Below are 24968 nucleotides of genomic sequence, written 5' to 3'. Positions count from 1 at the left end.
CCCCTCGGGGCGGGGGGTGGGTCGCGAGGCCCACCCCCCCTCCGGGCGGTGCCCCCCCCCCCCCCCCCCCCCCCCCCCCCACCCGGACCCGACATCACCGACCCCGCCCGGTCCGGGCCGCGAAGGAATCCTTCATGCCCCACCCCCGTCATCGCCTCCACCGGGTTCTCGCCGCGCTCGTCGCCGCCGGCGCCTGCATCGTGTTGTCGTGCGCCACGCCCACCGTCGCGGCCGAACCCGCGCCCACTCCCACCACCTGGTCCGTACAGCCGTCGACCGAACAGGGCCCGGACGACCGCCCGTTCTTCCGCTACGCACTCGCGCCCGGCGCCCGGCAGATCGACTACGTCGCCGTCACGAACGCCGGCGACGCGCCCCTGACCGTGGATCTGTACGCCCAGGACGCCTTCACCACCGCGGCCGGCGGCTTCGACCTGCTCGCGGCCGGACGCCCGTCCGCCGACGTCGGCGCGTGGATCCGCCTCAAGCAGACGCGGATCACCGTGCCGCCGCGCTCGCGCAGCGACGTACCCTTCGAACTCTCCGTCCCGGACAACGCGTCCCCCGGCGACCACACCGGTGGTGTCGTCGCCTCCGTGACCACTCCCGGACAGGACGCGGCCGGCAGTCGAGTGCTGGTCGACCGACGTGTGGGCACCCGCGTGTACCTGCGGGTCGACGGCCCGCTGCGGCCCGCGCTGGGCACCGGCGGGCTGAGCGCGCGGGTGCACGGCTCGCCCGACCCCTTCGGCGGCGGCCTGACCGTCACGTACACGGTGCGCAACACCGGCAACGTCCGTCTCGGCGCCCGTCCCGAGCTGACCGTGCGCGGCCCCTGGGGCGTGACCACGCGGCACCAACGGCTGGATCCGCTACCGGAGTTGCTGCCCGGTGCCGCCTTGACGCGAACCGTGCGCCTGGACGGTGTGACGCAGGCGTTCCTGCTCGATGTCGACCTCGCGGTGCACTCGATGCCGGTACCCGCCGGCCCGGCGGAGACCGGCCCGATCGCCCACGCGCGAACCGAAGTGCGGGCCGTGCCATGGGTCGTGGTGGGAGCATCCGCGCTGCTGCTCGCCGTTCTCGTGTCGCTCGTCGTGCGTCGCCGCCGACGCCGTCGCCGAGGCGGGGAGGAGACCACATCCCACGCGAGGGAGCCGATCCCGCAGCCCATCGGGGCCGGGGGCAACGGATCGTAGCCCCCGGGCCGTTCGCGCGGCGATCATCGGCCGACTCGCGGGGCGGTGAATCGACGGTGTCGATGCCTTGCCCGGGCGTTGCGGTCACACGATACTGACGTGAGGTCGCTGTCCGTGTTCCGTGGGGCGGGACGTGTCCGCGCTCGACAGGTGCCCGAGGGGGACCGCTCGATGGGCAGGAGAGTTCCGCGTCGGTTCAGGCAGGATCCGCTGGGGTTTCTCGAGGACCTCTCCCGCCGTCGTTCGGCCGGCGTCTTCCCGCTCCCCTGGGGCGGCTGGTGCGTGGGCGACCCGGAGTTGGCGCTCGCGGTGTTGCGCGACCCGGAGTTCAACGCGGGACTGTCCACCTTCTACGGTGACCTGCTGCCCTCACGACCGGCCCAGATCACCCTCGGGCACGCGGTCCGGAACGTCCTGCGACCACGATTGCCGGAGTACCGGGAGAACCTGGCCGAGGCGGTGGCCGAACTGCCCGCGGCCGGGCGGTGGCCCGAGACCGGTCCCGCGCTGGTCCATCGGTGCACCGCCGACCTGTTGCTCCACCCCTCCGCGGCCCCCGAGTTGCGACACCTGCTGGCCCGATCCGTGGGCGCGGGCCTGCTGATCCGCTCGCCCCTGATGCGCGAGCGCGTACGCGTGGAGTTGCTGCGTGCGCGGCTGTTCGCGGCACTGATCGAGCACATCGGGCAACGCCGCGCGGCAGGCGGCGATCCCGACGCGCCGCGAGACCTGCTCGACGCGGTCGTCGGCGCGTGCCCCGAGGACATCGACGACCGGATCGTGGCCGAACTCTACGTGCTGCTGTTCCGGTCGATCGTGGGGAACGTCGGCTACACCGTGGCCTGGACCGTACTGCTGGCCGGCCTGCACAGCGCGCCGGGCGCGCCGTGGCCGTGGCCCCCCGAGTGGATCGTGCGCGAGGCCGCGCGGCATCGCCCGTTCGTCTGGATGGTCGGCCGCCCGGTGCCGGATCCCGTCGAATTCGGCGGTGTCGAGTTGCGCCCCGGCGCGATCCTGTCGGTCAGCCCCTATCTCCTGCACCACGACGAACGACACTGGAATCGTCCCGACGCGTTCCGGCCCGAACGCTGGGCACACCCGGACGAGCGCGGCCCGTATCTGCCGTTCAGCGCGGGCCCGTTCATCTGCGCCGGCGCGGCGATCGCCCAGACCATGGCCACCGACGCGGTGGCCGCCCTGGCCGGCGGCGCGCGACTGACCGTCGTCGACGGGGACACCCGTCCGGTCGTGACCAACGCGGCGGCTCCCCAGCCGTTCACCCTGAGCCGCACCACCCGTTCCGTGACCGGATCACCCGCATCCGGGAGGAGGTGAACACCCATGATGGCGATCATCCGACGCATCCTCACGAACACGCCGCCACTGATCTGGAACCCGAAGGACCCGTGGTGACCCCACCTCGGGACGGACGGCCCGCGCGGACGAACGCATCGGTCCGCGCGGGCCGTTCGGCCACCCGGCCACCCATCGGCCGGCACCGACGCAGTGGGTCAACCGTTGTGGGCCCGCTCGGCCACCCGGTCGGAGAACAGGGTGACCATCTCCCAGCCCTCGCGCAGGGTTTCCTCGACCCGCTCCACGGACCAGTCGTCGCGGTCGGCCAGCGCCCGATATCCCACCTCCAGGTGTTCCACATCGGCGCCGTCGTGGAGTTCGAAGTAGCGGCTGCCCGCGAAGCTGGTCAACCCGGCGTTGTGGAACACCAGACCGCTGCCTTCCAGCACCAGATGCGCCAGCACGATGCGGTCGACGGTGCTCGAGGAGGTCATGCGGTCCACGAACCACGAGGATGCCGCGGCGACGACCGGATCACGGCGGGCCGGGCGGCCGGCCCGCGTGCCGCCCAGCAGCGTGTTGTGGCCGAGTTCCTCGGCCAGGTGTTCCTCGGCGAGCCGACGCGAGGGCGTGTCGATCTCCCCCGCGACGCGGGCGGCGATCACCCGCTGGAAGCCGTCGGACCACTGTTGCAGGTGGTCCAGCGCGCGTTGCCGCAATTCCCCGGTGGTGGCGTCGGGATGTGCGACGAGGCGGATCAGGGCGCTGTCCCGGTACCCGGCCATGTACCGTTCGTTCGCCGCGCGCACGGCCGCCACCTCGTGCCGATCGGCGAGGTAACTCACGCGCGGCGACTCGGTGTTCTCGTACAGTCCGGCGCCCTCGAACTGGATCGACAGGGCCCAGAACCCGGTCGGTCCGGTGCACACGAAGCCGTGGTCGTCGCCCGGCGGGAGCAGCACGATGTCGCCCGGCCCGATCTCCTGCCGGACTTCGCCGAGCGTTCGCCCGGATCCGACCGCCGCGACGACCATGCTCTTGACGGGATGCCGGTGCACGGCCTGCGCTTGGTCGGGGAGCAGCCGTACCCAACTCATCGAGATCCGCGCGAGGTCGGGGATGAACTCCTTGAGGGCGGGATGACGATGGAAGTCCTTCAACAGTCCGATGTCATGGACGGATTCGTCGACGACCACGGAGGTGATCGCCTCGAGGTCGTCCCGGTGGATGATCTGCATGCGGCTCACGGCCTTTCGTTTGCTCACGGTCGTGTGGGTGGTGCGTGGGGCACCGGCGGTACGGGAACAGGCCAACGCATCCCGGGCCTTCAGGGGGTGATCAGGATCTTCAGGGGATGATCAGGACCTTCAGGGCGCTGCGGTCGTGCATGGCGCGGTATCCGTCGGCGATCGATGCGAGGGGGATCGTGCTGTCGAACACCGGTGAAGGGTCGAGGGTGCCGTCGAGCACGCGCGGCAACAGGTCGGGGAGGTAGGACCGGACGGGGGCAATGCCGCCGCGCAGGGTGAGGTTGTTCATGAACAGGGCGCCGACGTCCAGTCCGCGGTCGCTTCCGTGCGGGGCGCCGACCCAGCCGATGGCGCCGCCGGGGCGGGTGACGCCGATGGCGGTACGCATCGCCTCCTCGCTGCCCACGGCCTCGATCGCGGCGTGCACGCCGTGGCCGCCCGTCGCCTCGCGTACCGCCGTCACGGCCGCCTCGCCGCGTTCGGTGATCGTGGTGGCGGCGCCGAACTCGCGGGCGAGGCGCAGGCGGGCCGCGTGTCGGCCCAGCGCGATGACGTGCTCCGCGCCCAGCATGCGGGCGGCCAGGACGGCGCACAGCCCGACCGCGCCGTCGCCCACCACGGCGACGGTCGCACCCGGCCGTGCGCCGGCGCTCACCGCCGCGTGGTAGCCGGTGCCCATGACGTCCGTCAGTGCGAGCAGCGCGCCGAGCAGCCGCTCGTCCGAGGCGGCCTCGGTGGGCACCTTGACCAGGGTGCCGTCGGCGTACGGGACCCGGACGCCCTCGCCCTGGCCGCCGTCGGACCCGACCGCGCCCCACATTCCGCCGTTGGTGCAGGAGGTGGGCAGGCGCTCCGTGCAGAAGACGCAGGCCCCGTCGGACCAGGTGAACGGGGCGATGACCAGGTCGCCGGGGCGCACCGCGCGCACGTGGGAGCCGGTTTCCACCACGGTGCCCAGGAATTCGTGCCCGATGCGCTGTCCGGGCGTACGGGCGGACTCGCCCCGGTAGGCCCACAGGTCGCTGCCGCACACGCAGGCGCGCAGGACTTGGACCACCGCGTCGCCGGGCCGCTGTACGCGGGGGTCGGGGACGTCCTCGACGCGGATGTCATAGGGGCCGTGAATGGTGGTGGCGCGCATGCGTCACGTCCTTGTCCCCGGCGTCGGCGGGCCGGTCTGCGGTCAGGGTGATCAGGTCGAAGTCCGCGACGGGCCGGGCGTCCTGGTTGACGACCTCGACGTGCCAGCGCACTTCGCCGTGACGGCCACCGGGGCGTGCGGTGATCCGCCGGGCGGTCAGGGTGACGGTCAGGGCGTCGTCCGGCCGTACCGGGGCCAGGAAGCGCAGGTTCTCCAGCGCGCGGTTTGCCAGTACGGGCCCGGGTTCGGGCGGCACGAACATGCCTGCCGCGAGCGACAGCACCAGGTAGCCGTGGGCGACGATCCCGCGATAGAGCGGGTGTCTGGTCGCGGTGGCCTCGTCGGTGTGCAAGTAGTAGTGATCGCCGGTGAGTTCGGCGAAGCGGTCGATGTCGGCCCGGGTGACCGTGCGGGGGCCGACCGTCACGGCGTCGCCGGCGCGCAGGTCGCTCAGGTATCGGCGCAGGGGATGTGTCGGGCCGTGCGCGCGTGCAGCGCCCGGTTCCCATCGATCGGTGACCGCCGCCAGATGCCCGGGCGAGGCCCGAACGTTCGTGGTACTCAGGTGGCGGTGGAACGGACGAAGGTGTTCGGTGTCGTCCGCAGTGCTTCGGCCGGCGCCCGGATCCCGCGGGTCGACGATCTCGACGCGGCTGTGCGTGGGGATCAGCCCGCGGACCAGGTCTCGGGCCGTCGCACGGTCGTCGGTGACCACCCAGCCGTGCAGGTCACGGCCGCCGAGGGCGAGCGCGTCGCGGATGTCGGCCGACGAGCGGTACGGAACGAGCGTGGCGACCGGCCCGAACGCCTCCACCTCGTGCACCTCGCGGCGTCCCGGGTCGGCGGCGGCCAGCAGCACCGGCGGCATGAACGCGCCGAACCGCCGCTCGTCGGCCATCGCGGCGATCCGGCCCGGCGTCCCGCGGATCGTGCGGGTGACCCCGCGCAGTCGGGCGACACCCGCCAGGACGCGGTGTCGATGGGGCGAGTCGATCAGCGGCCCCATGTCCGCTCCGGTGGTGTAGGGGTCACCCGGTCGGATCTCGTCCAGGGCGGCGGCGGCCGCGTCCGCCACCGCGTCCAAAAGCTGCGCCGGTACGAAGGCGCGGCGTACCGCCGCCCGCGTCTGACCCGCGTGCGCCGTCATGGCGGCGACCAGTCGGTCGACGAACAGCGCGAAGGCCGCCGTGCCCGGTGCGGCGTCGGCACCCAGTACCGCGCAGTCCAGGGCGTCCGTGGCGTAGTTCTCGTGCGGCGCGGCGGCAAGCGTCGCGATCCGACCGCGCAGTCGTCGGGCGGTGGCCGAGGTCCCGGTGAAGGAGAGCAGGTCGTGGGCGGAGAGGTGGTCGGCCAGACAGGTGGGTCCGGACACGAACTGGAGTGCTCCGTCCGGGATTCCGTCGCACTCGGTGATCCGTCGCACCAGGTGCGCCGCCACTTGGGCGGTGCGGTGCGACGGCCGGACGATGACCGGTGTGCCCGCGAGGAAGGCGTGGGCGAAGGCGCCGAGCATTGTGGTCGCGGGCAGGCTGAAGCCGCTGATCTGCACCGCGACACCGGGCGGCCGGTCGAGCACGGACCGGGTCGCCGAACCCCGTACTCCTGAGGGCGGGTCCACTCCGTCTCCTGCCAAGAGCAGGCCGTCCGCCGTCGCGCCGGCGTCGGTCAGTCGGCGGGTGAGCGCCGCGGCGCAGTGCCGCATCGTTGCCAGCCCGCTGTCGATGTCCTGTGCGGCGTCGGTCGGCGAGCTGCCCAGGTGGGCGAGGAGGCGGACGAACTCCTCGCGATGGCCCGCGAGATGACGCGCCAGCCGGTTGGTCCGCCGGGCCCGCTCGGCGAAGTCGGTGCCGCGCAGCGCGGGGATGCCCACCGAGCGGGCGTACCCGAACGCCGGGGCGGCGTCGATCGCGGTCGTGGTGACCCGGAAGACCTCGTGTCCGTGCACCGCGTGTCGGCGCGTGGTCCCGGAGTCGGCGGGTGTGTGCCATCGGCCGCACAGGTAGTGCGGCACCGGGCCGGTCAATGTCGGCTCCCTTCACCCGGCGCGCACAGGACGGGTTGGCGTGCCGCGATATCCTGCGTTTCGACTGCTCCGATTCCGCTCGGCGTGAATCCGGCCTGCGCCGCCGAGCGGAACACGGAAGGCGACAGCGAGTAGGTGGCCTTGAAAGTGCGCTGGAAATGGCTGAGGTCCCGATAACCGACCTTGACGCAGATATCGGCCACCGGCAGGCTGCTTTCCATCAGCAGTGCACGTGCGAGTTCCATACGCAGCTCCGTGACGAAATCTATGAATCTGTGACCGGTCCGCTTTTTGAAGGTCCGCGAGAAGTGGTATTTGCTCATGTGCGCGGCTCGGGCGGCGAGTCCGAGTGTCAGTTCGTTGTCCGCGAATCTCTCCCGGATGAAGGCCACGGCGGTGTCGACCTGCTCGGCCACCGGGTCGACCCCGGGGCGCTCGACAGGTGTGGGTGCGCTGGGCGCGTCCGCGCGCAATCGGCCGGTGAACCACAGGAGTTCCTCGACGAAACCGCTCAGCCTGCCGTGCGGCGTCTGGGCCCGCGTCTCGGGCGAGGCGGCGGCCGGGTAGCCCGGCACGGTCAGCGCAGTGGGGATGACCACCGCGTCCAACGCGGCCAGCACGATCCGGAGATGGTCCACCGCGTGGGTGTCGCGGGCGGCGCTCACCGAGACCAGGCCCACCGGTTTGCGCCGCACCGGGCCGCCGTCGAGATGGTCCAGGGCGAGTTTGATCTCGCCGGAGCAGGAGTTGTTGCGCACGGCGGTCAGCAGCACCAACGCGTGGGCGCGTGCGGCCGAGGCGCGAAGCAGTTCGCGGGGCACGGCGTCGCGGCCGGCCGGCCCGACCCGAAGCCATTCCGGTCGGCGGCCGGCGACCGTGCCGATCGTGGTGCGCAGACCGGGAAAGAGTTGCGTTCCGTCGGAGGAATACTCCGGGGTGTCACTGACGATGAGAATGGCAGGAGGAATCGTTAACGCGAACGGTTGGACCATGGTCGAGCTCCCCGTGGATCGTGTCTCGATAAGACTAGGGAGGCGCGCGTCAAGGCCGTGTGAGGGTTGTTCGCTCCGGCATCGGTGTTTCTTTATGCCGACGATAGGATTCGAGTATCGACCGGGCCGGCGCCGTCGGAAAGGACCGGCGTCCCGACTGTTTCCTAAAATTCGGTTGCCCATTATGCAGGGGATTGTGTGGCGGCGGACGGCAGGAAACCCACGGACTCGAAGTAGTCGAGATGGGCGTTGATCAGCCCGCCGTCGATCGGCGGGCACACGATGTCGGCGTCGCCCGCACCGTCCGGGGCGACCCCGGCGTCGCCGATGGGCGGGCGGGCGGTTCCGCCGAGCAGGGCCCGGTAGGAGGCCAGCAGCAGGCTCGCCCTGGTGAGGGCGCCGTCGTATCCGTGCCGCGCGTCCCACAGGCGGGTGAGCCACACGTCGGGCGGCACCGTGTCGATCGGAAACCGCTTCGCCACGTGCCCGAACAGTTCGCGCAGCGGCATCCCGGAGGAATTCAGCAGGTAACGCACGGGCGGCACGGGCCGGTCCGCGGCGTGCCCGCGCACGATGGCGCGGGCCACGTGGTCCACGGGCGTGAAGGACACCCGGGAAACGGTGACGTCGGGCGCCGCTCCCAGGAGCACGACCGCGCGCACCAGGTTCCAGATGGCGTCGTCGAGCTGGCAGGCGCCCGTGATCGAGTGGCCGCTGATCCGCCCGGGGCGGTAGAGGGCGACCGGCACACCCCGCTCGCCGGCCTGGAGCACCAGCCGCTCCGCGACCCACTTGCTCGTCACGTAACCGGCTGCCGGCGTCCCGGGCGGCGGGGGTTGCCCGGCCGGGTCGGCGGGATCGGTGGACAGCGCCGCGGTGGAGACGAAGTGCACCGGTTTCACATGGTCCGCGCAGGCCAGCCGCAGTACTTCCGCGGTGCCTCGTACGTTGGCGTCGCGAAGCGGTTCGTAGCCTGCGACGTGACTGACCCGCGCCCCGCTGTGTTGGATGACGTCGACGCGTTCGGCGAGTCGCGACCATTGTCGCGGAGCCAGCCCGAGGCGGGGTCGAGTCAGGTCGCCCGTGATCGGGACGACCCGGGCGGCCGTGTCGGCGTCCCACAGCAGGTAGCGCCGCATCGTCTCCTGGAGGCGATGTCGCGCGTGCTGCGGGGTGTCGGCGCGGACCAGGCACCACACGTCGTCGTCGGTGCGGTCCAGGAGTTCGCGCAGCAGGAAGGCGCCGAGGAAGCCGGTCGCGCCGGTGAGCAGAACGCGGCGGTCGGATCCGGACCGGCGCGGCGCGGACGGGGCGGACGCGGCCGGGACGATGTCCGGGTCGAGCAGCGCGTCCGTGCGCGGATCCGCGCCGCGCGTCGCGGGTCCGGTTCGGGCGGGGGCCCGGGCGGGGATGTCTTCGCGGATCATGTGACGCCTCCCGAGCGTCGGCGGCGGATGGGTGTGTCGGGTCGCGACGGATCGGGCGAGCGGTCGGTCCGGTGATCGTGGCCGAGTGGCGTCCGAGACTGTGTCCGCGGGTGTGCCGGGGACTGCGGGGACCTCCGCGGCCGTGCCCGCTCGGGTGCCGTCGGCCGCGCGGCCGGCTCGCCGATCCCGACGAAGGGCGTCGACCGGTCCCTGCGCCCGAGTCGGAGCAGCGTGTCCCCGGGTCCCGCGTCGATCAGTCCGGGGACCCCGAGGTCGCGGACCGCGTGCATCGCCTCGCGCCAGCGGACCGGGAGCACGAGCCCTTGCGCCAGTCGCTCGCGAACCTGCTCGGGGTCGGTGTGCTCCCGCGCGTCGATCGCCGAGACGAACCGTGCGGTGCCCGGGCGGAAGTCGACGGCCTCCAGTCGGCTGCGCCAGAGTGGGACCGCGTCCATCATGAGCGGACTGTGGAAACCCCCGGCGATGGGCAACGGCTCAGCGCGCAGGCATAGTTCGGCGGCCAGCCGCACGGTCTCGCGCACGGCCGCGGGGTCGCCGGACAGTACGACCTGGCGCGCGCTGTTGAGGCCGGCGATCTCGAGGATGCCGCCGCGCTCGGCCAGCACTCGGCGGCGCAGCCACTCGACGTCGGCCGGTCCGGCGCCCACCACCGCGACCATGGCCCCGGGCCGGCGGAGGTTCTGCGCACGGCACAACGCGCCGCGGGCGACCGCCAGATCGAACGCGTCGTGCGCGTCCAGGAATCCGGCGCACGCGGCGGCGGTGAGTTCGCCGAGGCTGTGTCCGACCGTCACGGGTGGACGGGCGGCCGGCCCGAATGCCGCCTCGACGGCGGCGATGCCCACGGCGCAGGTGGCGGGTTGATTGACGGCGGTGTCGGTCAGGTCCAAGGCGTCCGGGTCGGCCGCGTCGAAGGTGTCCAGCAGTCGGGCCACGAGCGCGTGCCGGTGGTGGGCGTGCAGGGCCGCGGTGAGCGCCGCCGCCTTGGTGCCCTGCCCGGGAAAGGCGATGCCGAAGCCGGTGGTCATATGCGTACCCGACCCTCCTGTAGTACGTCCGTCATGTCCGGGGCGGGACCGGCCGCCCGGTCGAGGAAGCGCTGGGTCAGCGCGGGATCGTCCGCGATCGCCGCCAGCCGGCCCTGCCCGCGGTCGGGACGCAGTCGCGCCAGCGCGAGGGCGTCGGTGTAGCGGTCGGCGAGCAGCCGGTCGCGGTGTCCGGCGAAGCGCCGCAACGCCGCCCGCAGCAGTGGTTCGTCGTGCAGGTCCGTGCCCACGCAGGCGGTGAGCAGGGCGGCTTGACGAAAGGCGGCGGTGATGCCGTCCGCGGTGATGGAGTCCTTGTGGTGGCCGGCGTCGCCGACCAGCGCCCACCCCGGGCCGAACGCGCGGCGGAAGAAGTTGAGTTGCGCGCCGCAGCCGAAGAGCCGCTCCACCCGGGTGCCGGCCCGTGCCCGGTCGTGCAGTTCGGGCGCCGCAGCGGCCAGGCCCTCGAGGTAGCCGGCCTCCGGATCGGCCCGCAGCGCCGCGTACGCGGCCTGCGGGCGATAGACCCCGATCAGCGTGCGTCCGTCGTTGGTCGGGACGCAGCCCACCCAGTGTCCGCGCACGGCGTACGCCGCGAACCGGTCCGCGGGCACGCCTTCCCAGTAGCCGTAGTAGACGCAGCTCAGCACCGGGTTCTCGCGGGTCACCGGGGCCCGTACGGAATCCGCCACGACGGACCGCATGCCGTCCGCGCCGACGACGAGCGTGGCGGTGTCGGTGCCGGTGCTCGCCCCGGTGCGCCATCGCACGCCCACGGCCCGGTCGCCGTCGAAGACCACGTCCGTGACCCGGCACCGCTCGCGGAACTCGACTCCGGCGGCGGTCGCGGCCTCGGCGAGGATGGTGTCGAGCAGATACCGGCGCGGCGCGTAGGCCGCACCGATTCCCCCGATCGGCGTCGGCGCGCCCGCCAGGGTCACCTCTCCCATGCGGTGTGTCGCGGCCGTGATCGGTGGGCAGCCGGTGGCCGTGACGCAGTCCAGCAGGCCCCACGCGTCGAGCAGTGCGCTGCCCGGTTGATGGATGTAGAGGGTGGAGAGCGTGTCGCGGGGAAATCGGGCCCGTTCCAGCATCAGGACGCGGTATCCGGCACGGGCGAACAGCATGGCCGTCGGCGCGCCGGCGCAACGGGCGCCGACGACGATCACGTCGTACATGACGAACCCCTGCTTCCGGGGCACCACCTGCGCCGTCGTGAGGGTTTCGGTCGGGTGCTCACAGGATCAGCCCGCCGTCCACACCGATCACCTGACCGTTGATGTATCGGGCCCGATCCGAGGCGAGGAACGAGACCAGGTCGGCGACCTCCTCGGGGCTGCCCGGTCGGCGCAGCGGGATCCGGTCGAGGATGGACGCCTTTGCCGCGCCGGGCAGTTCAGCGGTCATGTCGGTGTCGATCAGGCCGGGGGCGACCACGTTGGAGCGCACCCCGAAGCGGCCGAGTTCCCGGGCCAGCGACGTGGTGAAGCCGACGATTCCCGCCTTGGACGCGGCGTAGTTGCTCTGTCCGGCGCTGCCGTGCGCGGCGGCGACCGAGGACAGGGTGAGGATGCAGCCGCCGCCGTGCCGCATCAGCGCGAGAGCGGCGGCGCGGCACACGTGGTAGGTCCCGTCCAGGTTGGTGCGGATCACCTCGTCCCAGTCCTGGTCGGACATGCGTGCCAGCGGCCGGTCGCGAACGACGCCGGCACACGTGACCAGGGTCGACAGCGGCCCCAGTCGCGCCTCGGCGACGGCGACGAGGGCGCGGGCCTCGTGCGCGGCCGAGACGTCGGCCCGGTGCGCCACGACGGTGGCGCCGGCCGCGCCGGCCTCTGCCACGACCTTCGCCGCGGCGTCCGGTCGGGACCGGTAGCAGAAGGCGACGTCGAATCCGTCCGCGGCCAGTCGGTTCACCACGGCCCGTCCGATGCCGCGCGATCCTCCGGTCACCACCGCGACCGGCCGCCCGGTGTCCGCCATGCTCAGGCCGCCCCGAGCCGGGCCGACAGGAAGGCGTGTACGGCGTCCACCGAGGTGAGTTCGGCGAATTCGGACTCCGCGAGCCGCACACCGTAGCGCTTCTCCAACTGCACCATGAGCTCCATCGTGGTGAGCGAGTCGATACCGAGGTCGACGGCGAACTCGCTGTCGTAGGCGACCATCTCGTCGGCGAGTTCGAGTTCCTCGACGAAGAAGTCGCGCAGTTCCTCGCGGGTGGGGATGGGCTTGGTCATGGTCGGTGTCCCTTCGTGGTCGCCGGCGGCGTGCCGTGCGTCTTTCGCGTGCTGTCCGTGCCGTCCGTGTTGTCCGTGCTGTTCGTGCTGTTCGTGTTGTCCGTGCTGTCCGTGCTGCGTGGGGGGCCGGTGTACGGGGTGATGTCGGTGATCGAGAGGTGGCCGTGGGCGGAGGCGGCGACGACCGCGACGCGATCGGCGAGGCCGCCGGCGGTGCCGAGCCGACCGACGACGCGGCGCACCGGGGTCAGGCAACCGCCGCCGGTCGCCGCGGGAACGGTGGTGATCTCGCCGTCCGGGGCGAGTTCGGTCAACCGTGCGGCGACGGCCGCGCCGATCGCGGAGTCGTCGAGCACGGTGTCGATGTGGTGCGGCGCCGCACCGTCCTGGGCGAGTTGCTCCCACAACACCTCCAGGACGGCCCGCGCGCTGTCGGGGTCGGGAAGAAACGCGCTGTACGTCGAGCAGTAGCCGTACACGCCGGCACCGCCGGTCGGTGTCTCCTCGGGTTCGCAGACCACGACCGCGGCTCCGATGTCGGCCGGCACGGCGCCGGATCGGGCGCCGGCCTGCTGTGCGGCCGAGGGTGGTTCCTCCACCGCGCCGGCCAGGACGACCGACGCGCGCCCGGCGGCCAGTGCGCGTGCGGCGCTCTGGAGTGCGTCCAGCCCGGCCACGGCCGGTGAGTTGGTGGTCAGGTCGAAGCCGCGCAGCAGGTGTTCGGGCGCCAATCGGGCCGCGAACATGCTCATCGCCATGTACGGAACGCGGGCGGGCGGCAGTTCGGCGGCACCGAGGTCGATGATCGTTCGGTCGAACTCCTCGATCAGGGCCGCGCCGGCGTTGTTGGTTCCCACCACCGCGGCCCGGCGGTGTGCGGGGACCCCGGTGAACCACGGGCCGGTGTCGAGCGCCGCCGCCCTGGCCGCGGCGAGCAGGTGGAGGCAGCCGGCGGGCAACCGGCGATAGCCGCGCCCGGGCAGGGCTTCGGCGACCTCGAACCAGCCGGGAATCGGCGCGAGTCGCGGTCCGAGCGCACGGTCGGGCCGGTTCGCGCCGGGGGTGATCACCCCCAGGCCGGTGACGCGCATCCGCGCCGGGGCGATCATGCCGACCACGCCGTTCCGGCAAGCGCGAAAGAGGAGTTGTTGCCGCCGAAGGCACAGGTGTTCACCAGGACCGCCGGGCGTTCCAGGCGCAGCGGGCCCTCCCGGGGAAGCCACACGTCGCATTCCGGGTCCTGCTCCATGGGGGCGTTCGCGGGGATCCGCGCCCGGGACAGGATCAACGCGGAGGTCAGGCAGGCGAAGATCCCGGCCGCCGCGGAGGTGTGTCCGATCATCGCCTTGAGCGCGAACAGCGGTAGCGGGTGCGCCACTTGCTCGAACACTCGACGCAGCGCCCGGCTCTCCACCGCGTCGTTGAGCGGGGTACCGGTCGCGTGCGGCAGCACACAGCCCACCTGGTCCGGGCGCAGCCCCGCGTCGGCGAGGGCCTCGTGCATCGCACGCACGAGCTGGGCCGCGTCCGGATCGGGCGCGGTCGGGTGCAGGGCGTCGCAACTCCACGCCACGCCGGCGAGTTCCGCGTAGGCGCGGGCCCCGCGCCGTCGGGCGTGTGCCGCCGATTCCAGCACGACCATCGCGGCGCCGTCGCCGAACATGGTACCGGCCCGGTCCCGGGCGAAGGGGCGGCAGCTTCGCGGGTCGGCCGCGCCGAGCCGGTCGAATCCGCCCATGCCGACCCGGGTGACCCCGTCCGCGGCGCCGACCACGACCACGGACGCCTCACCCGAGCGGATCATGTCCGAGGCGATGCCGAGCGCGTACCCACCCGCCGAACAGGCGTTGCCCACACTGATGTTGCCCCGGCGTGAGCCGATGGCCGCACCCACGGCCGCGGCGGCGACCGCGAGCGGTGTCCACCGCGGGCGGCCGGCCCCGTCGGCGCCGCGCCGCTCCTCCTGCACACTCGCGTTTCCCATTTCGCAGCCCATGACCACGGGCACGTCGGCGCGGTCGGGATGCTCGATCCCGGCGTCGTCGAGGGCTTCGATCGCGGCTGCGACCGCCATCCGCGGCACGGCGCCGAGCGGGACGCCCGCGTGCCGGCGCGGCTGCTCGGGGACGGCGGCCCCGGGCACCCGGTACATCCGGGTGGCCCGCATGTTCAGGTGCGGCAGGTCGACCTCGCGCGGTGCGGCGCCACCGGTGAGCAGCGCGTTCCAGTACGCGCCGACCCCGGCCCCCAGGCAGGAGACGGCGCCGAGGCCGGTCAGCACGGCCCTGCGTTCGTCATGCCTCGGTGTCATGCGGACCACCTCCCGCGCGAACCGGTTCGGGGCGGGTGAGCAGCACGGCCGCCACACCGCTGGGATCACCCTCGCCGTCGGATCCGGCGCCGATGTGGTCGTCGCCGGCGACGGCCAGCACCGAGTCGTCGCCCGACCGGTCGAACCAGGCCGCCGCGGCCGCGCATTGCAGTACTCCCAGCGCTCCCGAGCACCGGCCCAGCCGGGCGGTCAGGTCCAGCGCCGACGCCTGCGCGCCGGCCGCAACCCACCGTGCGATCGGACGGTCGTACGCCTTCGTCGCCTGCCCGACCGCGTCGGCGCGTCCGGCCGCTCGGCCGTAGCCGGTGATCACCGCGCGCGCTCGCACGCCGCGGGCGCGGGCGTGTTCGGGCTTTTCCACGACCAGACAGGCCGCGCCGTCCAACCACGGTCCGCCGCCGTGCTCACGGTGCAACCGGGCCACCGGCGCGGTGTCCGGTTCGACGCCGACCACGACGGCGGCCTCGGCGCGGCCGGCGGTGAGCAGCGCCGCGGCCCAGAACACGGCGTCCAGCCCGCCGGTCGTGCCGCTGCACAGGGTGATGTTGGGTCCGCGCAGGCCGTGCGCGATCGCCACCCAGCCGGCGGTGACGTTGCTCGACATGTGCGGGACCCGGATGGGGCTCAGGCCGGTGACGGTCTCCGCCGCGATGGTGTCGGTGAAGTCGCAGACGGTGTCGAGGTTGCCGAAGTTGCTGCTGACGATGACCGCGGTGGCCGTGGGATCGCGCAGCGCCACGCCGTCCAGGGCTCGGCGCACCGCGTGCAGGGCCAGCCGGGAGGCGCGGTCCTTGTGCCGCATGCCCGCACCGGCGCGACCGGCGTCCGGATCGCGGTCCCCGGTGGCGGCCCCGACTCCGGCTTCGGCCGGCTCCAGCAGGTCGTATTCGTCGCGCAGGCCGGAGACCGCGAGAGCGCAGCCGGTGATCACCGGTGCCGCCCCGTGCGGCGTCCCGGCGGGCATCACGGCGCCTTCCCCACGACGGCGACGGCGTTGATGCCGCCCAGGCCGATCGCGTTGATCTGCGCGGTGGCGAAGCTGTCGAAGGCGGGCTCGCCCGCGACCAGGCGTAGGTTCGCGGCTTCGGGGATCGGGTCGCGCAGGCCGGCGATCGGCGGGAGTTGCCCCGACCGCAGCGCCAGTACGGCGACGACCAGGCTCATCAGGCCGGAGCCGCCGCAGGTGTGCCCCAGTCCGGATTTGATCGAGGTGACCAGCGGTCCGGGCCGGGACCGTCCGAACACCTCGCCCAGGACTTGGGATTCGACCACGTCGTTGTGCCGGGTGCCGCTGCCGTGCACGACGACCAGGTCGACGTCCTCGGGCCGGACCGCGGCTCGCCGGTGGGCCTCGCGCACGGCCGCGGTCACGCTCGCCGGGTCGGGCACCGTCGGATGGGCGGCGTCGCAGTTCATCGCGACGCCACGCACCTGTGCGTGGGCTGGTCGGTGGTGGGCGCCGGCCCTGCGCACCACGACGGCCACCGCGCCCTCGCCCATGACCATGCCCCTTCGGTCGCGGTCGAACGGGCGGATCGACTGCGGCGCCGGGCTCTGCACACGGTCGAGCCCGCCGAAGGCGCTCTCGGTGAGAGAGTCGGTGCCGGCCACCACGACGGTCTCCGCCATGCCGAGCGCGATCAGGTCGGTGGCCATGCCCAGGGCGTACAGCGACGCGGCGCACGCGCTCGCCACGGTGTGCGTGCGGGTGGTCCCGAACGCGTCGCGCATCGCCCGGGCGAAGTGCAGGTCGGTGGGTTCCAACTCGGTGCCGTCGCGCCACCACAGTTCCGCCGAGCGCAGCTCGCGCAGGGTGGTTCCCACGATCACCGGGATGTCCGCGATCCCGCCGGCCCGCGACCCCTGGTGCGGTGCGCCGCCGCCCGGGTCCGCGTCCGTGCGTCCCGCTTCGCCGAGTCCGGCGTGGGCCGCTCCCGCCCCGTCGGCCGGTCCCCCATCGCCCAGGCCCGCGTCCGCGAGCGCGGCGGCGACCGCCGCGCGCAGCCAACGGGTGGCCCGGCCGGGCTCGTCACGGCCCGGCACGGCGCGATCGTCGATCTCGTACGCGTTCTTCACCCGGTACCCGGTGCTGTCGAAGGCGCGCAGCGGGCCGACTCCGCTCTCGCCTCGGCTCAACGCCCGGTGGATCGCCCGCGGTTCGTTCGCGAGACAGGTGACCGCGCCCATTCCGACGATGTCCCAGGTCATCGGGTCTCCTCGGGCGTGCGCAGCCGGTAGCGGGCGAGTTTTCCGGTGGAGGTGGTCGGCAGCGCGTCGATGAGTTCGATCCGCGAGGGGCGCCGGTGTGGCGGCAACCGGTCGCGCAGGGCGCGCAGGGCGTTGCGGCGCACCTCCTCCGGCGCGGCGCCGGGCGCGGGAACGGCGTAGGCCACGGCTTGTTGCAGGCCGGCCGGGTCCCGGTCGGCGACGACGGCGCAGTCGGCGATGCCGTCGGTCGCCTTGAGCAGTGCCTCGATCTCCGCCGACGCCACCTTGTGGCCGCCGATGTTGAGCAGGTCGTCCGTACGGCAGACGTGCCGGAAGTCCCCGTCTGGGGTGCGGTGCACGACGTCGCCCGGGTAGACGCCGCCGTCGGCGAACGTGCGCGCCTGGGCCTCGGGCCGGTCGATGTAGCCGAGCGCGGCGGACGCGGACGCGATGTGCAACCGGCCGTGGGTCCCGGTCGGCACCGGCTGCCCGTGTTCGTCGCGGACGGTCGCCGTCACGCCCGGCACCGGGTTGCCGGTGGATCCGTGCGGCGGAGCGTCGGCCGCGGTGGCCAGCACGATGTGCAGGACCTCGGTCGCGCCGAGGCCGTTGACCAGTGGGAATCCGAAGGTCTCCGTGGTGCGGCGGCCGAGGTCGGCGGGCAGGTGCTCGCCGGCGGCGACCGCGAGGCGGATGGCGGAGGTGTCCGGCGCCGCTCCTCGGCCGGCGACCGCGCCCAGCAGGGATTCGTACACCCTCGGCACGGCACACAGCACGGTCGGCCGGTACCGGTCGATCGCGGTGCTCACGCTGAACGCGTCGACGGGGCCGGTGAGCAGCGCCGAGCCGGCGCCCGCCGCGAGCGGGAACAGCAGCGAGTTGCCGAAGCCGTAGCCGAAGGAGAGTTTGGCGGTGGACAGGACGGTGTCCGACTCGGTCAGCCCGAGCACGCCGCCGAACCCGGCCAGCACGGCGAGCAGCCCGCCCATGGAGTGCCGGACGCCGCGCGGCCGGCCGGTGCTGCCCGAGGTGTACTGCACCAGCACCTCGGCTCCCTCGGCGAACCTCGCGGGTGCGCCCGGGTCGACGAACGCCCGCTCCTCGGCCCGCTGTTCGTGGCGGAAGCCGAGCGGGCCCAGGGCCGCGGCCAGTTCGTCGCGGCGCTCGGGCACCAGGTCGAGATCCGCGTACTCGGCGGCGCAGTCCCCGGCGATGAACACGAGCTCGGCGTCGCGGAGCATCGGGCTGAGCACGACCGGCACGCAGCCGTGCCACCACAGGCCCAGGACGGCGACGATCGCGTCCACCGTGTCGTCGGAGACCACCAGGGCGCGGCATCCCCGGCGAATCCCGCCGGCCGCCAGTGCGCCGGCGTACCCGCGCGCCGCCTCGGTCAGTTCGGCGTAGGTCATCGCACCGGTGCGGTCGGTGACGCTCGTACGGCTGCCCCGGCCGGCCGCGGTGTGCCGCAGCAGGAGCAGGTCGACGGGGTTCATCGGGAGCCTCCTTCGTCCGCGCGCGGGTCGGTGCCGACGCCGTGCCGACGCAGGGCGGCGAGCACGTCGGCCAGGCAGTCCAGTCGGGCCGCCTCCTCGGCGGCGAACCGCACCCCGAAGGCGCGTTCGACCCGCGCGACGAATTCGGTCTTCTGGAGCGAGTCCATCTCCAGTTGTGCGTGGAAGGCCGCGTCGGGCGTGATCCGCTCGGGTTCCGTCTCCAGCACCGCGGCGGCGATCGCACGCACACCCTCCGGCGTGGCGGTCGCGTCCGGGGTGGTTCGGTGGGTCGTCGATTCCTCGTGCCGGGGTGGGCGGTTCGGTTCCCGGACTGCCGCCACGGATCCCCGTGCCGCGGCGGCCAGATGGCCGGGCAAGTCCCGGTACTTCTCCCGCAGGTGCCGTTTGAGGACCTTCCCGGTCGCGCCGACGGGCAGGTCCGCGTCGTCGGCGGCGAGTTCCAGGGCGGCCAGGTCGGGCTGACCGGCCGCGGCGAGCGCGGTGTTGGCCCGATCGAGGAGTCCGGCCGGGTCCGCGTGCTCACCCCGCAGCCGGACCACCGCCACCGGCACGCTCGCGCCGCGATCGCCTCCCGCGACCACCGCGCAGTCGGCCGCTTCGGGCAGCGCGAGCAGGATCACCTCCTCCATCAGGACGGAGTGGCCCGGCGATCCCGTGGTGTGGATGGTGTCCACGACGCGGTCGACGTGGAAGTAGTGGTTCTCCGCGGTTCGGCGCACCAGGTCCCCGGAGAGGAACCAGCCGCCGAGGAAACTGCGGTGGTAGGTGTCCGAGTCGTTCCAATAGCCGGTGGTCACCGATTCCCCGCGGACCCCGAGCATGCCCACCTCCCCCACGTCGGCGTGCGTTCCGTCCTCGCGCAGTACCGCCACCTTCATCGCGGAGCCGGGCCTGCCGAGGTGGCGCGGGCACGAGGGTGTGTCGGGTGCCGTGGAGCGGCGCAGCGCCGCCCACCCGAGTTCGGACGAGCCGAGGATGTCGTTGAAGACCGAGCCCGATACGGCATTGCCCGCCGCGGTACGCCCGCCCATCCGTACCAGCGACCGTACGTGCGCCTCGTGGGCGGAGTCGCCCACGTTCACCCAGTCCGTCACCGATGTGAAGTCCGCCGGGTCCGGGTCCGAGACGGCGAGTTCGGCGAGGGTGTGGTTGAAGGCGAAGATCGTCGTGGGCCGGTGCGCGGCGGCGGCGCGGGACAGGCCGGCGGCGCTGCGGTCGGCGGAGGAGACCACGGGCAGACCCGCCGCCAGCGCGAAGAAGGTGATCGCGATCGCCGCCCCGTGGCTGAGGGGCGCCGCGCACAGCAACAGCGAGTCGTCGGGTTCGGGTTGGGTGGCGAGCCGGAACCGGGTGCCCGCGACGCTCTGCCGGTGGGTCCAGGTGACCAGTTTGGGTCGGCCGGTGGTGCCGGACGAATGGCACAGGAAGATCGGGTCGTTGTCGCCGTGCCGGTATCTCGCCTTGTCGGGCGGTTCCGGGTTGCCGAGCCCGGCCGCGTCCGCGCGGGTGTGCGTCCAGCGCAGTCCGGGCAGTTCCCGGTGCCGCCCGGCGAGGAGTTCCAGGTGCGCGGGGTCGGTGTACAGGCCGACCGGGTCGGCGCGGTCCATCAGGCCGAGTGCGAGCTCGGGCGGCATCCGGCCGTTGACGAGGACCGCGATGGCCCCGATCCGGGCGAGAGCGGCCAGGTGCACGTGGTCTTCGAAGGAGTCCTCGATGTAGATGGCGACCCGGTCGCGCGGTCGTACGCCCCGGTCGAGGTAGTGGCACGCCCACGCGTCGGCGAGGGCGTCGAGCGCGGCGATGCCGAACTCCCGCTGCCGGCTCCCGTCGCCGACCACGAGCGGCGGGTCCGACACGAGCAGGGGTGCGTCGGGGGCCCGGCTGTGTTCCAGCGCGGTACGCCAGAGGTTGCCGCCCCCGAGCCGGGTGTCCCGGGCCAGGGCGATACGTGCCGATCGGGGGAGCAGGGTGTGTCGGGCGGAGAGCATGGGGTCCCCGATTCTCGGTGGGAAGAAGGGAAACGCTCCCGCCCGGCGCGTCGACGACGCCGACGCGGCGACCTTGCGGGAACGGGTCCAGTGCACCCACGCCGGGCGGCCGGGGGCAACCGGTTGCGCCCCCGGGTCGCGGGGTTGAGCAACATTCACCGCATCTGGGGCCGGACGTTCGCGTCCGCGCAACCCAGCCGATTGCGACGGCACTTGCCCGGCGCGTGTGATGGACCGGTCGGCACATCGCGGCCCGTCGGCGCACCGCGGCACGTGGCCGGTCGGCACACCACTTCACGGAGGGGCTTCGCCATGGCGCTACCGGAAATGCTCGCCGTCCGTTCCGCCGGCACGTCCCGGGAGTTGTCCTGGCGCCTGCCGAACGGCCTCCGAGTGCGCCGTTCGTCCGCGTACGCGGGACGGGCGGGCCCCGCGTTGGCGGCACTGGAGGAACGGCTCGACCGGCGTCGTGGCCTGCTCGCCCACCTCGGGAACGGAACGGTCGTGGGATACGCCGACCCGCCGATCGAGGTGACCGCGCGCGGTTCCCTGCTGGCCGTGCGGGCGCTCAACGCCCGGGGCCGGGTGCTGCTTCCCGCGCTGGCCCGGGCGACCGCCGGCGTCCTGCGGGATCGAGAGGTCCGCGCGGACCGGGTGTACGGGAGCGTGCCGTCCGCGGACGAGGCGATCGCCGAGGAGGACCGTACCCGCCGGGCCGGGGTCTTCACGGTGCTCCGCGAGTTGGTGGACGCGATGCGCTCTCCCGCCGACTCCCTCCTGGGCCTGTACGGAGCCTTCGGCTACGACTTGATCCTGGGGCTGGAGGGCATCACGATCGCGCGAGAACGCGATCCCGGCGACCGCGTGCTGGTCCTGCACCTGCCGGACGAACTCCTCGAGGTGGACGAGCGCAACGACACGGCGATCCGGCACCGGTACGAGTTCCACGACAGCCGCGCGCGCACCGACGGACTGCCGTGTACCACCGCCGACGCCGCCTTCCGCCCCGGCGGCGCGGTCGCGAAGGACGACCACGCTCCCGGCGACTATGCCCGGGTCGTGGAGCGGGCCCGCTCGGCCTTCCGCGCGGGTGACCTGTTCGAGGTCGTGCCCGGCCGGGAGTTCCGCCGCGCCGCGACCGCGCCGCCGTCGGCGGTGTACCGGCGGCTGTACGCCCGCAATCCCGCCCCGTACGCGCTGTTGATGAACCTCGGGGAGCGTGAGCACCTGATCGGCGCGTCACCCGAGCGCTTCGTCGCGGTCCGAGCGGGAGGGGACGCCGGCGAGGGCGGGCTCGTCGTGGAGTCCGCGCCGATCAGCGGCACGATCGCGCGCGGCCGCGACGCGCTGGAGGACGCGGCACAGGTGCGAAGACTCCTGGAATCCGAGAAGGAGGAGTCCGAACTCACCATGTGCACCGACGTGGACCGCAACGACAAGGCGAAGGTGTGCGTACCCGGGAGCATCCGGGTCACCGCCCGGCGCCGTGTCGAGTTCCACGCCACGCTGATCCACACCGTCGACCACGTGGAGGGACGCCTGAGACCCGAACTCGACGCCCTGGACGCGTTCCTGGCGCACCTGTGGGCGGTCACCGTCACCGGCGCGCCCAAGCGGGCCGCGGTGCGGTACCTCGAACACGAGGAGAGGTCGCCTCGGCGCTGGTACGGCGGAGCCGTCGGCCGGATCCGCTTCGACGGGGGTCTGGACACCGCGCTCACGCTGCGCACCATCCAGATCCGGCGCGGAACGGCCGTCGTCCGGACCGGGGCGACGTTGTTGTGCGCGTCCGACCCCCGGGCCGAGGAGGCCGAGACCGAACTGAAGGCCCGGGCCCTGCTGGCCGCCCTGGACGAGGCGCAGGCACCCGAGGTCCGCGTCCCGGTGCCGGTGGCGGCGGCGATCCGCGGGCGGCGACCGTCGCCGATCGCCGAGCCGGCTGCCCGGCCCAGGGTCCTGATGGTCGACCACCATGACTCGTTCGTGCACTGCCTGGGCGACTACTTCCGTCAATGCGGCGCCGAGGTGGCCACGTTCCGGCCGCCGCACCACCTGGCCGTGCTGGAACGCACCCGGCCGGACCTGCTCGTGCTGTCCCCCGGCCCGGGGCGCCCGAGCGACTTCGGCGTCGCCGAGACACTGGCCGCGGCCGAGGCGCTCGACACCCCGGTGTTCGGGGTGTGTCTCGGATTGCAGGGCCTGGTCGAATACCTGGGCGGCACGCTCGGCGTCCTGGACCGTCCCGTCCACGGGCGCTCCTCGCGAGTGCGGGTCACCGATCACCGCAGCGGGTTGCTCGCCGGCCTCCCGGACACGTTCGAAGTCGGCCGCTACCACTCGCTGTACGTGCACCCGAGGGACCTGCCACCGCGACTGCGGGTCTGCGCCACCACCGACGACGGCGTCGCGATGGTCGTCGAGCACACCGAACGCCCTTTCGCGGCCGTGCAGTTCCACCCCGAGTCGATCATGACGGCACACGGGTCCATCGGTCTCGACATCATCGCGAACGCCCTGACCCACCTGACCCGCCGACCGGCCCCGAGCACCACCCCGACCGCGAACTGACCCGCCCGCCCGGCCGGTCGTCCACACCGTGCACTTCCACGGCCACGCTCGCGCCAGGATCAGACGTCACCCCGACCAGCCTCCGGACGGGTCGGTCGGACGTGCGGACGTGCACGGATGCCCGGACGTGCCCGGACGTGCCGAACGCCGCTGTGCGGAACCGTGGTTCCGGACAGCGGCGTCCGGCGGAGCCGGCCCGGTGGACGGCCCTTCGGCGCGCGGCCGATCCGCGTGTGGGTCAGGTCGTCTCCTCCCCGCGGGTGTTGGCGACGAACAGGCCGACCACGGCCGCGCCCGCGAGGAGGAACGCGCCGACCAGGAGCGCCTTTTGGTAGCCATCCGTGTAGGCGGAGGCCGCCGCGTCGCCGGCGGCCAGTCGGTGGGTGGTCTCCGCGGTCGCCACGGCGGAGAGGATCGCGAGGCCGAACGCGCCGCCGAGTTGTTGCGCCGTGTTCATCAGCGCCGCCGCCAGGCCCGCCTGTTCGGCGGGGACGCCCGCGTTGGCGGCGGTGGCGACGCCGACGAAGACGAAGCCGAGCCCGAAGGACATCACGACCAGGCCGGGCAACAGGTCCCCGAGGTAGGTGCCGTCCACCGGGATGCGGGACAACAACCAGACCCCGGCGGAGGCGATCAGCGAGCCGACCACGATCAGCGGACGGGTGCCGACCCGGGCCAGCAGCGGCTGGGCCATTCCGGCCGCGATCCCCACACCCACGGTGACCGGCAGGAACGCGGATCCGGCCTTGATCTCGGAGTAGCCCATGACACCCTGCACGTACAGGGTGATGAAGAAGAACATCGCGATGAAGCCGGACATGGCCACCAGTTGCGTGACGTTCGCCGCGGCCAGGCCCTTGACCCGGAAGATGCCCAATGGCATCAGCGGGTTGCCGATCACCGCCTCGTTGACGACGAAGGCGAGCAACAGGCAGGCGGCGACCCCTAGTTCGACCACGGTGCGGGTGGACGACCACCCCTGGTCGGGGGCCTTCACCAGACCGTGGACCAGCAGCACCAGTCCGCCGGTGGCCAGTGCGGTGCCGAGGAAGTCGAAGCCGCGTACCGATGCCCGGCGTTTGTCGTCGGGCAGGAGTCGGGGGATGAGCGGAAGCACGAGCGCGCAGACCGGCAGGTTGACGAACATGACCCAGCGCCACCCGGGGCCCTCGGTGAGCACCCCACCCAGGAACACGCCGACGGCGGAGGCGAGTGCGCCGGTGCCCGCCCAGGCGCCGAGCGCCTTGTTGCGGTCGGGACCGGTACCGAACGAGGTGGTCAGGATCGACAGGGCCGCGGGCAGCATCATCGACGCGCCCACGCCCTGGGCGAGCCGGGCGCCGATCAACACCTCGGAACTCTGCGCCAGTCCACCGATCAGGGAGGAGGCGGCGAACACCAGGGTGCCGCCGGTCAGGACCCGGCGGCGCCCGATCAGGTCCGCGGCCCTCCCGCCCAGGAGCATCAGGCCGCCGTAGGTCAGGAGGTAGCCGGACGGCACCCATTGCAGACCCTGGTTGCTCAGGTCGAGGTCGCGTTGGATGGCCGGCAGCGCGATGTTGACGATGGAGGCGTCGACGAAGTCGAGGAAGGCCACCGCGCACAGCAGGACGAGGGTGAGTTTGCCCCGTGCGGTGGTCAGGAACGAGGCGTCGGACTCGGTCGGAGCCGCGGACTTCGTCGGATCCGTCGAGTCGGTCGATGCGAAGGTGCCGGTGGACATGGGTGCTCCAGGGCTGGATGA

Annotated in this window: 19 protein-coding genes; 3 read left to right on the top strand and 16 right to left on the bottom strand. The window is 73.1% G+C overall.

Annotated elements, in window-relative coordinates; genetic code table 11:
• Nucleotides 1-134: 134 nt before the first annotated feature.
• Both ACZ4FV_RS13675 and ACZ4FV_RS13670 read left to right on the top strand, forming a co-directional pair.
• Nucleotides 135-1199, top strand: a complete 1065-nt coding sequence (locus ACZ4FV_RS13675; protein WP_465322682.1) for a WxL protein peptidoglycan domain-containing protein — start codon at nucleotides 135-137, stop codon at nucleotides 1197-1199.
• 171 nt (nucleotides 1200-1370) lie between these two features.
• Entirely contained in the window at nucleotides 1371-2534 is a 1164-nt protein-coding gene (locus tag ACZ4FV_RS13670; RefSeq protein ID WP_465322681.1) for a cytochrome P450, read from the top strand.
• Nucleotides 2535-2710: 176 nt separating this feature from the next.
• Here the strand turns inward: ACZ4FV_RS13670 and ACZ4FV_RS13665 are convergent, their stop codons facing one another.
• From ACZ4FV_RS13665 to ACZ4FV_RS13595, 15 genes are all read right to left on the bottom strand, one after another.
• A complete protein-coding gene (locus ACZ4FV_RS13665; RefSeq protein ID WP_465322680.1) occupies nucleotides 2711-3760 on the bottom strand; it encodes a cupin domain-containing protein in 1050 nt (349 codons plus the stop codon).
• An 82-nt stretch (nucleotides 3761-3842) separates the two neighbouring features.
• Complete coding sequence (locus tag ACZ4FV_RS13660) at nucleotides 3843-4886, bottom strand: zinc-dependent alcohol dehydrogenase family protein (RefSeq protein ID WP_395860500.1); 1044 nt, start codon at nucleotides 4884-4886, stop codon at nucleotides 3843-3845.
• Complete coding sequence (locus ACZ4FV_RS13655; protein ID WP_465322679.1) at nucleotides 4855-6909, bottom strand: aldehyde dehydrogenase family protein; 2055 nt, start codon at nucleotides 6907-6909, stop codon at nucleotides 4855-4857. Before ACZ4FV_RS13655 ends, ACZ4FV_RS13660 begins: the two co-directional genes overlap by 32 nt.
• Nucleotides 6906-7901: a helix-turn-helix domain-containing protein gene (locus ACZ4FV_RS13650; protein WP_402233651.1), complete on the bottom strand. Its 996-nt coding sequence runs from the start codon at nucleotides 7899-7901 to the stop codon at nucleotides 6906-6908. Before ACZ4FV_RS13650 ends, ACZ4FV_RS13655 begins: the two co-directional genes overlap by 4 nt.
• Before the next feature lie 182 nt (nucleotides 7902-8083).
• Complete coding sequence (locus ACZ4FV_RS13645) at nucleotides 8084-9328, bottom strand: thioester reductase domain-containing protein (protein ID WP_465322678.1); 1245 nt, start codon at nucleotides 9326-9328, stop codon at nucleotides 8084-8086.
• A complete protein-coding gene (locus tag ACZ4FV_RS13640) occupies nucleotides 9325-10377 on the bottom strand; it encodes an ACP S-malonyltransferase (RefSeq protein ID WP_402233653.1) in 1053 nt (350 codons plus the stop codon). The genes ACZ4FV_RS13645 and ACZ4FV_RS13640 overlap by 4 nt, the downstream gene beginning before the upstream one ends.
• Nucleotides 10374-11552, bottom strand: a complete 1179-nt coding sequence (locus ACZ4FV_RS13635; protein WP_465322677.1) for an NAD(P)/FAD-dependent oxidoreductase — start codon at nucleotides 11550-11552, stop codon at nucleotides 10374-10376. The genes ACZ4FV_RS13640 and ACZ4FV_RS13635 overlap by 4 nt, the downstream gene beginning before the upstream one ends.
• Before the next feature lie 58 nt (nucleotides 11553-11610).
• A complete protein-coding gene (locus ACZ4FV_RS13630; RefSeq protein WP_402233657.1) occupies nucleotides 11611-12357 on the bottom strand; it encodes an SDR family oxidoreductase in 747 nt (248 codons plus the stop codon).
• Nucleotides 12358-12359: 2 nt separating this feature from the next.
• Nucleotides 12360-12611, bottom strand: a complete 252-nt coding sequence (locus tag ACZ4FV_RS13625; RefSeq protein WP_331770219.1) for an acyl carrier protein — start codon at nucleotides 12609-12611, stop codon at nucleotides 12360-12362.
• Nucleotides 12608-13720, bottom strand: coding sequence for a beta-ketoacyl synthase N-terminal-like domain-containing protein (locus ACZ4FV_RS13620; protein ID WP_465322676.1), 1113 nt, complete (start codon nucleotides 13718-13720; stop codon nucleotides 12608-12610). Before ACZ4FV_RS13620 ends, ACZ4FV_RS13625 begins: the two co-directional genes overlap by 4 nt.
• A complete protein-coding gene (locus ACZ4FV_RS13615) occupies nucleotides 13717-14922 on the bottom strand; it encodes a beta-ketoacyl-[acyl-carrier-protein] synthase family protein (RefSeq protein WP_465322675.1) in 1206 nt (401 codons plus the stop codon). Before ACZ4FV_RS13615 ends, ACZ4FV_RS13620 begins: the two co-directional genes overlap by 4 nt.
• Nucleotides 14906-15907: a beta-ketoacyl synthase N-terminal-like domain-containing protein gene (locus tag ACZ4FV_RS13610; protein WP_465322674.1), complete on the bottom strand. Its 1002-nt coding sequence runs from the start codon at nucleotides 15905-15907 to the stop codon at nucleotides 14906-14908. The genes ACZ4FV_RS13615 and ACZ4FV_RS13610 overlap by 17 nt, the downstream gene beginning before the upstream one ends.
• On the bottom strand, nucleotides 15907-17151 hold the full coding sequence (locus ACZ4FV_RS13605; RefSeq protein WP_465322673.1) for a beta-ketoacyl-[acyl-carrier-protein] synthase family protein: 1245 nt from the start codon (nucleotides 17149-17151) through the stop codon (nucleotides 15907-15909). The genes ACZ4FV_RS13610 and ACZ4FV_RS13605 overlap by 1 nt, the downstream gene beginning before the upstream one ends.
• Entirely contained in the window at nucleotides 17148-18647 is a 1500-nt protein-coding gene (locus ACZ4FV_RS13600) for an AMP-binding protein (RefSeq protein WP_465322671.1), read from the bottom strand. Before ACZ4FV_RS13600 ends, ACZ4FV_RS13605 begins: the two co-directional genes overlap by 4 nt.
• A complete protein-coding gene (locus ACZ4FV_RS13595; protein WP_465322670.1) occupies nucleotides 18644-20656 on the bottom strand; it encodes an AMP-binding protein in 2013 nt (670 codons plus the stop codon). Before ACZ4FV_RS13595 ends, ACZ4FV_RS13600 begins: the two co-directional genes overlap by 4 nt.
• A 312-nt stretch (nucleotides 20657-20968) precedes the next feature.
• On the opposite strand from ACZ4FV_RS13595, the gene ACZ4FV_RS13590 reads away from it, so the two are divergent.
• Complete coding sequence (locus tag ACZ4FV_RS13590) at nucleotides 20969-23224, top strand: anthranilate synthase component I (RefSeq protein WP_465322669.1); 2256 nt, start codon at nucleotides 20969-20971, stop codon at nucleotides 23222-23224.
• A 238-nt stretch (nucleotides 23225-23462) separates the two neighbouring features.
• On the opposite strand, the gene ACZ4FV_RS13585 is transcribed toward ACZ4FV_RS13590, so the two are convergent.
• Nucleotides 23463-24947 carry an MFS transporter gene (locus tag ACZ4FV_RS13585; protein WP_402233669.1) on the bottom strand — a complete coding sequence of 495 codons (1485 nt, stop codon included), beginning with the start codon at nucleotides 24945-24947 and terminating at the stop codon, nucleotides 23463-23465.
• Between the last annotated feature and the right edge of the window lie 21 nt (nucleotides 24948-24968).

The sequence above is a fragment of the Embleya sp. NPDC025285 genome, assembly GCF_055558835.1.
This window is presented reverse-complemented; position numbering and strand designations above follow the sequence as displayed.